General features: G+C 69.4%; 12 protein-coding genes. 11 read left to right on the forward strand and 1 reads right to left on the reverse strand.

The window, feature by feature from the left end:
• Positions 1 to 380 precede the first annotated feature (380 nt).
• On the reverse strand, positions 381 to 842 hold the full coding sequence (locus tag IG99_RS51175; RefSeq protein WP_234312159.1) for a hypothetical protein: 462 nt from the start codon (positions 840 to 842) through the stop codon (positions 381 to 383).
• Here IG99_RS51175 and IG99_RS51180 point away from each other — a divergent pair.
• From IG99_RS51180 to IG99_RS42340, 11 genes are all read left to right on the forward strand, one after another.
• Positions 841 to 942 (forward strand): transposase, encoded by a 102-nt coding sequence (locus tag IG99_RS51180; RefSeq protein ID WP_234312158.1) that lies wholly within the window; start codon positions 841 to 843, stop codon positions 940 to 942. The genes IG99_RS51175 and IG99_RS51180 overlap by 2 nt on opposite strands.
• 420 nt (positions 943 to 1,362) lie before the next feature.
• Positions 1,363 to 2,187 (forward strand): hypothetical protein, encoded by an 825-nt coding sequence (locus tag IG99_RS42295; protein WP_037684181.1) that lies wholly within the window; start codon positions 1,363 to 1,365, stop codon positions 2,185 to 2,187.
• Positions 2,188 to 2,321: 134 nt separating this feature from the next.
• On the forward strand, positions 2,322 to 3,641 hold the full coding sequence (locus IG99_RS42300) for a hypothetical protein (RefSeq protein WP_051866598.1): 1,320 nt from the start codon (positions 2,322 to 2,324) through the stop codon (positions 3,639 to 3,641).
• Positions 3,642 to 3,671: 30 nt separating this feature from the next.
• Positions 3,672 to 4,067 (forward strand): hypothetical protein, encoded by a 396-nt coding sequence (locus tag IG99_RS42305; protein ID WP_037684201.1) that lies wholly within the window; start codon positions 3,672 to 3,674, stop codon positions 4,065 to 4,067.
• A 49-nt stretch (positions 4,068 to 4,116) separates the two neighbouring features.
• Complete coding sequence (locus tag IG99_RS42310) at positions 4,117 to 4,374, forward strand: hypothetical protein (protein ID WP_037684184.1); 258 nt, start codon at positions 4,117 to 4,119, stop codon at positions 4,372 to 4,374.
• 31 nt (positions 4,375 to 4,405) lie between these two features.
• On the forward strand, positions 4,406 to 8,119 hold the full coding sequence (locus tag IG99_RS42315) for a hypothetical protein (protein WP_037684186.1): 3,714 nt from the start codon (positions 4,406 to 4,408) through the stop codon (positions 8,117 to 8,119).
• Between the two features lie 7 nt (positions 8,120 to 8,126).
• Positions 8,127 to 8,636 (forward strand): hypothetical protein, encoded by a 510-nt coding sequence (locus IG99_RS42320; protein ID WP_037684189.1) that lies wholly within the window; start codon positions 8,127 to 8,129, stop codon positions 8,634 to 8,636.
• On the forward strand, positions 8,633 to 9,061 hold the full coding sequence (locus IG99_RS42325; RefSeq protein WP_037684191.1) for a hypothetical protein: 429 nt from the start codon (positions 8,633 to 8,635) through the stop codon (positions 9,059 to 9,061). The genes IG99_RS42320 and IG99_RS42325 overlap by 4 nt, the downstream gene beginning before the upstream one ends.
• Positions 9,052 to 10,995: a hypothetical protein gene (locus IG99_RS42330; RefSeq protein WP_037684192.1), complete on the forward strand. Its 1,944-nt coding sequence runs from the start codon at positions 9,052 to 9,054 to the stop codon at positions 10,993 to 10,995. Before IG99_RS42325 ends, IG99_RS42330 begins: the two co-directional genes overlap by 10 nt.
• Complete coding sequence (locus IG99_RS42335) at positions 10,995 to 11,378, forward strand: hypothetical protein (protein ID WP_037684196.1); 384 nt, start codon at positions 10,995 to 10,997, stop codon at positions 11,376 to 11,378. Before IG99_RS42330 ends, IG99_RS42335 begins: the two co-directional genes overlap by 1 nt.
• Complete coding sequence (locus tag IG99_RS42340; protein ID WP_158973371.1) at positions 11,379 to 11,978, forward strand: hypothetical protein; 600 nt, start codon at positions 11,379 to 11,381, stop codon at positions 11,976 to 11,978.
• The last annotated feature ends 70 nt before the right edge of the window (positions 11,979 to 12,048 follow it).

Below are 12,048 nucleotides of genomic sequence, written 5' to 3' on the forward strand. Positions count from 1 at the left end.
ACAGCAGCCTCGGCTACCGCAGTCCCGCCGAATACGAGACCGCACTCGCAGCCTGACCACCACACCGATGGTGTCCGTCAAAGCGGAACAAGCTCAACCGGGCCTCGATCAGCTCACGCATCGCGGCATCGACATGCTGCCGCCTGTGAGGCGGCCCAATAGGCCAGACCCGTCCGCCGGAGAGTGGCGAGCAGCTACAGAGGGTCACCTCGAGTGTGCAGCTCCCGCAGCGCCGGGCAGCCGAACGCGATGAGGACACGGTGGCCATCATGATCCCTCGGCTCGAACAGTAACGCGGGCGTGCGGCCACGCCGGGCGAAGACCACATGTCCTCAACAGTCCGCGCAGCAGCATCAGACCGGACAACATGATCACCCCATCTACTCCCGACCAAACGTGCCTCGCGATGCCAGCACCTCCAGATAACGGGTCTTCGGGCTCATGATGAGGAGGCTGTGGAATTGCTTGCGATTCCACAGGAGCCGCAGAAGGATGCCGCGCAGCCGTCCGAGTATATTGGCCCGCCGCCCGGGGAAGGCGAGGAAGAATCCCGCCTGCTGCCCCGTTTTGCGGCTCCGCGTGCGCGCGGTGCCATGGACGGCATCCCGCCCCCCGAGCGAGGGGGGAGTGCCCATGTCCGATCCGCAAGCGCCGCTGGTGACTTGGGGCTGACTCGCATGTCGTGTACATGTCGGGTCGCGTATGGGACGGATGCCGTACTCGACGGACTCGCCCGACGGGCAGTGGACCTTGATCGAGCCGCTGGTCACTGCCTGGAAGTAGGAGCGGGTGTCGCGGTCGGCGACTGGGGACCCGGGTGCCTGCGATCTGCGCGAGGTCATGAACGCGCTGCTCTACCAGAACCGGACGGACTGTCAGTGGCGGCTCGTGCCACACGATCTCCCAGCCTGGTCGGCGGTGTTGTACTACTTCCCCCTGTAACGCCAGGATGGCCTTCACCAGCGGTTCCAGGAGATCCTGCGCTGCCAGCTGCGGGTGTGGTCCACCCTTATGGGGCGGACCACACCCGGCGCCGTCGGTCACTCGGCGTCCTGGCCCTCCGCCCCGGCTGGCAGGGCGAACTGGCGCGGGGCGGCTGGGCCGATCACCGAGCCAGCCGATGACGATGTCGCCCGTACCCGGACCCGAGCCCCCGGCCGCCCCGAAAGACGCAGGCGACGGTGCGGCGTAGGCTGGGAAAAAGCAAGGCATCCGGTCCGGAAGCGTCGCCCGTTTGTGCCCTCCGGACCACACGGGAAGCGTTACATCCGAGGCCCGACCCGGACCCAGCTCTGTCCCGCCCTCGCCCCGGCACGGTTCCCCCTGACAAAATTCTGATGAGCGGTGCACGCGGGAAACGACATGGACGGTTTCTCCGACCAGCTGATGATCCAGTATCTCGACCCGGCGCGGGTCCACTCGTTGCTGGTCCCCCCCGACGATCCGGAGAAGAACCGGCTGAAGTCCTTACTGGCTTCGGTGTACCAGCCGAACACGCTTGAAGTGCGGGTCCTGGACAAGGTCCGCATCGTCTCGACCCGCTTCCAGGCACCAGTAAAGGCGCCGGTGGCGGTGCGTGGGAGCTGGGAGAAGCTGCTGCCCGACATCGCGCAGGCGCGGGCCGTCGTCGAAATCCCGGGAGTGGGGCCACCACTGTGGATCGACGTAGCACTGGACACCGAGGTCACTGCGAGGGTCGCGCTCACCGAGGGCGCCCTGGACTCCCTCGCCTCCGAGGACCTCACCGGACTCTCCCCGGAGGAGTTCGTCGCCCGGTTTTCCTTCCTTGACCTTGCGGAACTGATGCGCCGCTCCAAGGTCGCCGACTACCAAGAGCTCCAGGCGGAGTTCCCCCGGCTGTACCGGCTGCACTTCGCGAACCCGCCGCCCTACGACCCGTCCGCGCCCGGCCGTATCTACCGGCTGCGCGTCTCGGTCCTGATCTTCCCCGGTCTGGATGACCTCGTCGGCGTGATGCGCCGTCTCGTCCAGAGCCGTCAGGCGCTGGACGAGACCCGCCCGTGTCCCGACGTGTACGACGGCGGGGTCTTGCTGGCCGCCGGCGCGTGGCTGGCGGTTTTCCCGGCATCGGCGCTCCCGGACCTTGACCCCACCGGCATGCGGCAGCGGGTGAACGACCTCCTGGCCACCGACGGGTTCGTGACGGCGTTCGAGACCAACTCCTGAGAGGCCATCAGCTGAGTCGAGACCAACTCCGCGCCCGTAAGCCGAACCATCTCCCGAGTCGGCACGCCCTCGGGCAGACACCAGGGATCAGTATGGCCCGGCGTGTCGTCACCGCATCACGTAAGGAGCGGTCGATGCCGGTCAAGTACATTGAGGTCAGCCCCAGCAGCGAGCTGTTCGCGCCCGCGCAGCGGGCATTCGGCGACATCGCCATCGTCGGCAAGGGCGGGTTCGGCACGCCGGCCTCCGACCCCCAGCCCTTCACCTCGCCCGTCACGGCCGGGGACCACCTGAAGGCCCTCGGCGGGACGGCGCTGACGGCCGCTGCGGCCAAGGGGAGGGATACCGTCACCACGGCCGTGTCCGTTCCGGTGCCCCTGCTGGTGCGGCTCACTTCCGACACCGGGTCGGAGGTCCACAGGGTGACCAACGTCGACTCTGTGACCGGGAACGGGGAGGCCCCGACCAGCTTCTCCCTCACCCTGGACGGCAAGCTCGGCGCCGACTATCCCATCGGCACGAAGGTCACCCAGGAGAGCGACAGCGACCTGCTGCGCGCAGTCCGTACCGCGTTCGCCCAGAGCCCGCCGCCGACAGTGGTCTGGGGGGTCCCGGTGGACTACACCACCCCCATCTGGGGCGACGGCCTGGACAAGGTCGACAAGCTCAACGTCCAGATCGTGGTGCTGGCTAACACGCCGCTCAACTCGACCACCTCGGGCACCGTCGCCCTGCTGACCTCGCACGTGACGGCCGACCTCGGCGACGGCAAGGAGCGGATCGGAGTGGCCATGCTCGACCGCTCGGTGCAGACGAGCAGTCTCACGACCCTTGTCGTCTCGCCGGTGATCAACGAACGGATGGTGCTGATTGCCCATCGGTCGGACGACGACGTCGCGGCCGCGCTGGCCGGAGTCATCTCTGGCTACCAGCCCCACATCTCCCTGCTGCTCAAGCCGATCAGCATCGCGATGACCGAGGTGTTCTCCGACACCGAGATCGACGCCTTCAACAAGGTGGGCGTCAACTGGATCACCAAGCCGGTGCTGCTGCCCGGCCAGGCGCTCTACCTCGGTGAGGGCTACACGTCGGACGGGAGCCAGGGCAAGCCGTACATCGACATTGTCCGGGTGCTCGACGACATCAATTTCCGGATCAAGGCCGCGCTGATCGAGTCGATCGGCAACGTGCGGATCTCGCGGGTCGGCCTGCGCTCCGTCGAGACGATCGTGCAGTCGGTGCTGGCACCACTGGCGGCGCGGCAGGTCATCGACGGTTTCAGCATCGTCACCCCGTTGCTGACCCTGCTGGACAAGGACCTGGCCGACCTCAAACCGGAGGAGGTAAAGGAGATCAGTACCGCCAGGGCGCTCCGGTCCGTGGACCTCGCTGTCCAGGTCGTCTACGCGGGGGCCATCCACCGGCTGAAGATCGACCTCGTCCTTAGGGGCTGAGCGAACCGGACGAGAGAGGGAGTGAAGACCATGCCCGACGCCCTGAAATGGGACACCCGGCTGACGGTGATGATGAATGGTAGTCCGGTGACGCCGATCGACTCGTTCAATCCGACCTTCAACGTGCCGGTCCAGCCGTTGCACTCGCTGGAGGCGGACAACGTCGCGCACATCGTCCAGCCGCAGGCGTTCACCTTCACCATGGCGGTCAAGGCTATCGGCACGGTGGTGGCGACGCTCACCGGACTGGCGCTGTCCAGTAGCGGGTTCAGCATCGGGGTGCAGCAGGCGAAGGGGAGTGACTGGACGTTCAAGAGCGTCGCCTTCAACGACTGCTACATCACCTCTGTGGCCAGCACCATCGTGATCGACGGCGTGCCGACCACCACGTTCAACTGCATCTGCCTGCAAGCCGTCCCGGCGTGACGGCTCCGACCTGCCTGATGCGGCCGCAGAACGGCCGAAGGAGGTTCCGATGTCGGAATGGCCCCCGGGCCCCGAGCCCGAACCGGACGGCACCCAGGCCGCCGGGTGGCCCGCGCCCATCGAGGGATGCGCGGACGAGCGGGGCGTCCCGGCGCCCGGACCGGAGGCGGCGGTCGCTGGCCGCTCCGGCACCGAGATGCACTGCGTCTTCCCGATCTACGTGGTGCTTGCCGGGGACGGTGGTCGGGAGGGCGGGGACGACATCGCCGCCACCATCTGGGATGCCCTCTACCAGGCGCTGAGTTGAGGCGAGCGCAGGACGAAGGAGATCTGAGCACATGTCCCGGAGCGAATGCGAGTTCCCGATCACCGTGACCGTGACCGGCAGACCGTCAGCGGCAGGCCTGGCCCAGCTCGGCCAGGCGGTCGAGGAGGCGCTCGCTGTCCGTCTTCGCGAGGCCGCCAATGGCGAGATGTGGCGGATCCGGCCGCACCCGCCGCAGTCGGTGGCCTTCGAGATCGGCCCGGTGCAGCCGTCGGCGGAGCTGGCTGGCGAGCTGGAGAGCATTCTGCTGACAGCGGTCGACCGAGCGCTGGCCGGCCTGGGCGCGGGTGGCCCCACGATCACTCCGATTCAGGTGCCTGCCGTACCGGTGGACACGGCGGCTGCCGAGGGCGGGGGGTCGCTTCTTGCCTTTTCGGTCTCGGAATCGGCGCTGGCAAACCCGGTGGACACGCCGGGCAAGACCGATCAGGCCCGGCCCGTTGGACAGCCCGTGGCCTTCCGGCCTGTGCTCCTCCGGCCCGGGACGGGTGGTGCCAGGCGGCTCACCGCGCATGTGCCGTCCCGCCCTGCACGGCGGAACCAGATCGCTGGCCGCGGCGGCCCCCCGGCGAAGCATTCGGCTACAGCCCGCCCGGCGGGCGGGCCTGCTCGCCTGACGTTCAAGGTGGTGGTCAAGCAGGCGATGGCCCCGACCGAGCTGCTGCGCGAGTTCGTGCGCCAGTACTACCGGGCGGGCAGCGAGCAGGAGGTCGACCGGTGGATGGTCTGGTGGCGCTGGGGGAGCCCGGAGGGCCGGTCGGTCTCCCAGCAGGAAGCCGATGATCGCGGCTTCGTCGAACTGACCGTCACGGACGCCACCCAGTCCGCGGTGGAGGCGTTGTCCCCGGCCGAGCAGGAGCAGATCAACGCGGAGACGGACGAACGGTTCTGGCGGGAAAGCGGTCTGCCGCCGGGGACCAAACTCGGCACCGGCCCCGAGGACGCTGACCGGCGGGCTCGCTGGCGCGGTGCGCGCGCCGACGTCGTGGAAGAGCACACGCTACGCCGGGAGCTCTCGGCCCTGCCCGAGGACATCCGGAGCGTCCTCTTCGCGGGCGACCGGCCGATGACCGTCGAAGGCCTCCGGTCGGCCGTGCAGCTAGGGCGCAAGCTCGCCACGATGACGCCGGAGCAGCGCGCCGACTATCTGGCCAAGGTCACCGGGGAGACGACGAACTGGGCCGCGATGGACGCCTCGATCGACCGGTACCTGCAGGACCAACGCCTCCGTGAGGCCGAGGTGCTCAGGACAGAGGAGGCGGCTGCCTCACTCTTCGGCTGCGAGGAGCTGTACAAGCTCTGGCGGGCCGTGCAGCTACTGGAGAACCGGCGCGGCGATGAACACGACGAGGACACCTCTATCGAGCTGGCGGAGACCAGGAAGCGCTTCAAGGAGGCCCTCGCCCGGCACGGGTTCGCCGATGAAGAGGCGTTCGCCGCCGCGGTGGAGGCCTACCGGCTGCAGTTCCGGGCGGCAGCGGTCAGGCTTGGGCTCGACCTCCTCGGCCACGTCGACCACCAGCTGCACGAGGAGCGGACGAAGCTGTGCACCCCCGGCTACGTCGAGCACATGGTGGCTGCCATCGCGACCTCCTCTGCGTGCGCCGACTTCGCGGCGGCCTCGACCCTGAGGTCGAGGACCACGTTCAACCCGGAACTAGGCGACTTCGTTCCGGAGCAGGGGGTTAACCAGGCCGAGGCTGAGGCGTTGAGTACTCGGGCCGGCCAGTCAGTGGTGGAGGCCTCGGGACACGATCTGCTCGTCGACCCCGATCGGATGGGCCGGGGCACCGATCTCGAGAGGCTCATCGGTGTCGACACGGACACCGTCCGGACGTACCTGCTCGGCGTTGCCGACGGCCTACAGGGCCAATCGGCCACAGTCCGGGGAGAACTCGCGGACGACCCCGAGCGCGTCTTCAGCCAGGAGGCACTGGTGAAGGCGGCCAAGCGCGCCCAGGAAGTGGAACGCGAGACGATCTATGACTGGATCATCGACGACCACATCGCGGCGGTCGGGTTGGCCCACCTTTTCTCGAGCATCGCCGTCGCCGCCATCGCCTTGTTCCTCGCGGCGCTGGTGCCGGTCGGCGGCTGGGTCGCCGCTGCTGCCCTGGTGGCGGGCACAGGCCTCAGCGTCTACCAGGCGATGGACGCGATCACCCAGTACCGGTACGAGTCTGCGGAGTACGACCTGTCGTTCATCAGGAACGAGCCGTCGCTGTTCTGGGTCGTCATCGCCGTTGCCGCCACGGTCGTGGAGGTCGGGACGACCACGGCCCAGCTGCTGAAGGGCTCCGCCAAAGGTCTCTTCGCCCTGCGCAGGCCGCTGCTCGACGCCGCCAGGGCCGCAGACGCCGAGACGGCGGCGGCTCGCTACCAGGCGCTGATCACGAAGATCGACGAGGTCGAGGGGCTGGAGCCGAAACTCCGGGCTGTGCTCAAGGCGCACGCGGCGGCGGAGCAGGGTCTCAGCCGGGTGGTGGGCGAGTTCGCCGGCCGCCTCCACGGAGGCTTCCTGATCGACCCGACCGGTCCTATAAAGGCGATGTACTACGCCGTCAAGAAGGGTGTGGCCACCGTTACGAAGCTGCGTAGCGAGGCGAGGATGCTCGAACTGCTCGGCGATGTGACGAAGCTGAGCCGCGCCGAGCGCGCCGCCATCACGACGGCGTTCAAGCAGGTGAAGAAAATCGTCGCCCTGGGCGAGCGGCAGGGCATGGACGAGGCCAGGGTGCTGCGGTATATCGACCGGCTCGCCGCGGAGCGATCGGAGGCCGTCTTCAACGAGATCACCGCTGAGATGAGGGCTTGGCGTCCGCCGACCCTGAAGCAGCTCAGGGCCGAGAAGGAGCTCGTGGACGCGAGCCAGTTCCTGGAGCACCTGCGTACGGAGCGGGAGAACATTCTCGCCGAGCTGCGCGCCGGGCCGAAGACACCGTCCGGGACACGGGACACCCTCCGCATCGCCGAGCTCCGCAAGGACCTCGCTCATCTGGAGGACGCGTTCAGCACCGACCGGTCTGGTGTGCGACGACTGGCCAGCGAAGGCGACATCTCCCGGGCACAGCGCAGACTGCGGGAGGCCGGACGGCTCGCCGAGGCAGCCCGGGTCGACCCGGTCGTGCGCATGCGGCAGGTCTTCAACGCGTCCGCGGAGCGGGCCAGGGTCGCCGCGGGCAAGGTCGACCGGATCGGCCGGCTGCGTGCGACCTCCGGGCGCGTGCAGGTCGACCACGTTGTCTCGCTGGAGCGCATGACGAAGATGGAAGGCTTCGAGCTGCTGACCACCACCGAGCAAAACGTCCTCGCGGTCCGACCGGACAACCTCAAACCGATGGACGCTGCCGCCAATGCGTCCAAGGGGGCGCTCAGTTGGCGGGAATGGCGGTACGCCTCGAACTACTACGTCGACCCGGCGGACATCGCGCGTTGGCAGGCCCGCGACGCGGAGCTGACGGAGAGTATCCAGACCTGGATCCGGGACACGGTCAGGGGCCGCCGGCCAGCGACTACGGTCGCCCCGGCCGGTGCCCGGCCGGCGGCCGGTGTGGGGGTGCCGCCGGCCAAGGTCCGGGTTGAGGTGGAGCCCGCCCGGGTTCGGGTTGAGGTGGAGCCCGCCCAGGATATTGAGGCGTTGCCGGCCGAGTTTGTCGAGGCCGAGGATCTCCCGGCCGTGGAGGCGCCGAAGCAGCCTCGCCGCGTCATGAGGAAGCCGGAGAGGTAGGCCCGACATGGTCGCAGGAGTGAACGTTCCCGTGCTGATCGGCCCGGTACCTCTGCTGACGGTCACCAGTCTGACCGTCAACGAGGGCTACCAGGTGGCCCGGATCGCCGGCAGCCGGCTTGCGCAGCTGGTCTCCCCGACCACCCGGACCATCACCGTGGAGGCGGTCCTGGTCGGCCGTTCCAGGCTGCTGGTCAAGAAGGGCTTGGAGGCGCTGGCGCTCACCTCGCGCGCCCTGGCACCCGCCACCGCGCCACTGATGAACCTGGCCGGCCTCCCCGTGGTCTGCGGGATGACGATCAGCCTCGACATGCAGATCACTGGCCTGCGGTTCGTCCAGTCCAACCAGAAGCGCGACGCCATCGACGTCAGCATCACCCTGGAACAGGTCCCGCGCTCCAGCCTGACCGCCGTCCTCGGCGAGGCCCTCGACCTGGCGCTCGCAAGCGGAATCGCCGCCGCACCCAGCGTGAGCAGCATGGTGCCCGTCCGCCGCCAGCTGGGAGGCGTGCTATGACCACCCCCGCCACCCCGACAGCCCCGGCCCTTGTGTTCCACCGACTGCCGGTGGAACCGGACGAGGGCCTCCCGCAAGCGTTCGGCTGCCTGATCGGCCCCACCGCCTACGACTTCGGCCTGTACGCCGAACTGGACGCCCCCGACACCGACCCGCCGGAAACGCTGTACGACCTTGCAGCGCCCGCCCCGTCGGCCCGGCCTGCGGCGCCGCCCGGGTACCTCGTGCTCCGGGCGGTCCGGCACGGCGCGGACAGGCAGCGGACAGAGTTCCTGCGCAAGCTCGTCGTCGAGCCGCAACTCGTCCACACCGCGGGCCGGCTGGCCATCCGCCTGGTGACTGCCCGAGTGGCCCGGGGCAACCTCAACGGACGCGGCCACTACGGCAGCGAGATCGTGATTGGAGTGGCGCAGCGATGGGTGTGATCCTCTGGTACCAGGTGGCCTTCCCGAAGCTGAACCTCACCGTGTCCAACGACGTGGCCTCCGGCCAGATCCTGAGCGACGCCGAGATCACGGTGCAATACGCCCTCGGCCGGGTCGACAAGTTCACTATCGAGCTGGCGGCCCTTCCGCTGGCCGCCCACCGGGCATTGGCGGGCGCGCTCGGCGGCCGCGGCGACGCGAACGGCACCGCCGAGGTGGAGATCACCCTCGGCTATCTGGACGCGCCCACCTCACGTCAGGCCGTGCTGACGGGCCGGGTAACCGGACTGGGCGTCTCCGAGCAGTTCCCGCCGCTGGGTGTCTGCCTGACCGGTTACGAGGAGGCCGCGTTCCGTCTGATCGCCGCCACGGGCGCGGGCGGCGGGAGCCCTCTCGGCGGCGGCACTCCCGCCCTGCCCGGCGGCGCAGGCGGGAAGACCGGTCTCGCACACTACGCCGCGCGGGACACCACGCCAGCCGCGGCGGCCAAGGCGATCGTCGAGCGCAGCGGCGGCACGCTCGCTGACGGCGCCACCCCGGCCGGGCAACCACGGGACATCAACCTGGACGGCCCCAATGACTTCGAGCTGCTAAAGACCCTGGCCAGGCAGTACGGTGCCGAACTCCTGGTACAGGACGGCACCGTGCAGTTCGGTACCGCGGTCACCCACCCGCCCACCGGCCCGGGCCTGTCGGTACCGCCCGACCCATCCTCCGCACTCGCGGCGCTCGCTAGCGAGGACGCGCTGATCGTGCCCGAGACCGGGACCATCGCCCAGCTGGCAGCCTTCAAGCCGATCCAGGCCGGCACTGCGGCCACCCTTCGGATCGCGCGCGACCTGCCCGACGACGTCTCGGTGGGCGCCTTCGACTTCACCGTCCTCGGAGTGCCGGAGCTGCGGGCTGGCCAGCTCGTCGCAGCGAGCGTGGACGGCTACCAGAACCCGCTCCGGGGCTACCGAATCATCGAGCTCACCCACTCCTTCTCACCCCGAGCCAACGCCCTCACCTCTCAAGGCGGTTACGTGTGCGCGGGCCGGGCCGCCGCCTTCACGCGGGCAGGCCCCGGTGCCGCTCCCGGTGGTGACACCGCCAACCGCAGGAACACCGAGGCGGCTCGGCGAGGCAGCCCGGCCGCGATCGCCGAGGCGATCTCCGAGCGGATCCGCGACGCCCGCACCATCTCACCCTCCGTCGATGTCGGACGGATCACCACCGCCACGCCCGATCAGCGGATGGCCGAGCTCGGGTACGGGCAGGGCGAAGCCCCGGGTGCCGTCGCGCCGAGCGTAGACCTCGCAGTGGCCGACAGCGGCCCCGTACTCCATGACAAACCGCTGGCCGCCCCCTTCGCCTGGCACCGGACCGGCTTGTCTGTCCCCGTCTACCCGGGCATGCGCGCGCTGCTGAACAGCGTCCGCGCCTCCCGCGAGGATTCCGTGGTCGCCGGGTTCCTGTGGACCAACGAGCCGGCCATGGAACGCCCCGCCTCCAAGTCCGGCGACTGGTGGCTCTGCCTGCCCACCAGGGTCTCGCCCGGGCCGGATCCACGTCCGGTGGGAAAGGGCACCAACGACCTGACCGCGGCGGACGGCCGCCGGGTGGTAGAGGCGGTCGGGCTGAAGATGGTGGTCGGCACTACGGCCTGCTCGGCCGTCGGCGACCGGCCCTCCGAGGGTGCCGCGGAGGAGTTCCTCCTCTCCCACGCCTCGGGCACCCAGGTGCGTATCGACCCGCTCGGCAACATCAATCTCACAGCGGCGAGCGGCGCCACGGTCACGGTCTCGGCCGGCCAGACGTCCGTGACCGTCGACAAAGACAAAGCGACCGTCACCGTCGGTCACTCCACGCTGAGCGTCACCGCGGACAGCGCAGCCGTCAACGCGGGCGGCGCCAGCCTCACACTCGAAAAGGGAAAGGTGGCGATCCGCTGATGCCTCTCGTCCTCGTCGAAGGCGCAGTCATCGAGTGCTCGCACGGCGGTACCTGCAGGCTGACCGGCCCCGGCAGCCAGCAACTCACCGTGACCGGTCAGGCAGTGCTGCTCACGGGCGCGGAGGCGGGTTTCACCTTCGGAAACGCCGCCACTCCCGTGCCCGGCATGATCAAGCCCTGTACCGCCGTCGTCCCCGCCTCCGGGGCCCCGAAGCCGTGCCTCACCCTGCCCACCGTGCCGGTGGGTGTCACCGTGAAGCTCGCCGTCGGCGATCAGTCCGTCCTGCTCGCCACCGCGAACGGTCTCACTGTGAGCGGCACCGGCCCGGGCAGCACCTGGAAGATCTCCGATCCCGGCCAGCAGACGCTGGAGGCGGTCTGAATGAGCGCCCCAGGCCCCCCGCCCGACCCCAACCTTGTCCCCAACCCCGTTGTGCCGGTAGACCCCGGTGTGTTGACCGACCCGGGCGCCCTCGCCGCCCTCTACCCCGGCCTCTCCGGCGTGCCGCCGGCCCGACCAACGGGCGCGCCCAGCCTTGGCCACGGCCTCGCGCTCGACGACGGGGACCTGGTCACCGACCCGCGCACCGGCGGACCGGCCGGGAACCAAGGCCCCGAAACCCTCCTTCAGGCCCTGCTCCTGGCCGTCGAGACCCAGCTCGGGACCGACCGGCTGAACACCGTCTTCGGTTTCGACCGGCTCGCTCTCGGCCGTTACGCACTCGAAGCCCCGGCCCGCAAGGAATACATCCGGATGGAGCTTCTCCGCTGCCTCAGCGGCGACCGCCGGATCGCCGACGTCCGGGAGGTCTTCTTCCAGGACGACCAGCGTTACCGGGACCTGCGACCTGACCTGGCCCCCGCCACCTATGAGCGGATCGTCCAGACCGCCCGGGCGAGCCGCGAGTACACCGTCTACGCGATCGTCGAAACCATCGCCAGCTCCACGCTGATCCTCACCTCGGGGGGACGCCTTGACTGACCTCACCCCGCCCGCCCACCCGGCCGACCCCGCCCCGCCCGCCGCCGACGGCTACGGCGTGACCCCGGAC

It is taken from the genome of Streptomyces griseus subsp. griseus (genome assembly GCF_000720255.1).
Lineage (GTDB): Bacteria > Actinomycetota > Actinomycetes > Streptomycetales > Streptomycetaceae > Streptomyces > Streptomyces griseus_I.

Excerpts from the sequence above, each read along its gene's own strand:
- IG99_RS42320 (WP_037684189.1), top strand. The coding sequence starts at position 8,127 with ATGGTCGCAGGAGTGAACGTTCCCGTGCTGATCGGCCCGGTACCTCTG.
- IG99_RS51180 (WP_234312158.1), top strand. The coding sequence starts at position 841 with ATGAACGCGCTGCTCTACCAGAACCGGACGGACTGTCAGTGGCGGCTC.
- IG99_RS42340 (WP_158973371.1), top strand. The coding sequence starts at position 11,379 with ATGAGCGCCCCAGGCCCCCCGCCCGACCCCAACCTTGTCCCCAACCCC.
- IG99_RS42295 (WP_037684181.1), top strand. The coding sequence starts at position 1,363 with ATGGACGGTTTCTCCGACCAGCTGATGATCCAGTATCTCGACCCGGCG.
- IG99_RS42330 (WP_037684192.1), top strand. The coding sequence starts at position 9,052 with ATGGGTGTGATCCTCTGGTACCAGGTGGCCTTCCCGAAGCTGAACCTC.
- IG99_RS42315 (WP_037684186.1), top strand. The coding sequence starts at position 4,406 with ATGTCCCGGAGCGAATGCGAGTTCCCGATCACCGTGACCGTGACCGGC.
- IG99_RS42310 (WP_037684184.1), top strand. The coding sequence starts at position 4,117 with ATGTCGGAATGGCCCCCGGGCCCCGAGCCCGAACCGGACGGCACCCAG.
- IG99_RS42300 (WP_051866598.1), top strand. The coding sequence starts at position 2,322 with ATGCCGGTCAAGTACATTGAGGTCAGCCCCAGCAGCGAGCTGTTCGCG.
- IG99_RS42335 (WP_037684196.1), top strand. The coding sequence starts at position 10,995 with ATGCCTCTCGTCCTCGTCGAAGGCGCAGTCATCGAGTGCTCGCACGGC.
- IG99_RS51175 (WP_234312159.1), bottom strand. The coding sequence starts at position 842 with ATGACCTCGCGCAGATCGCAGGCACCCGGGTCCCCAGTCGCCGACCGC.
- IG99_RS42305 (WP_037684201.1), top strand. The coding sequence starts at position 3,672 with ATGCCCGACGCCCTGAAATGGGACACCCGGCTGACGGTGATGATGAAT.
- IG99_RS42325 (WP_037684191.1), top strand. The coding sequence starts at position 8,633 with ATGACCACCCCCGCCACCCCGACAGCCCCGGCCCTTGTGTTCCACCGA.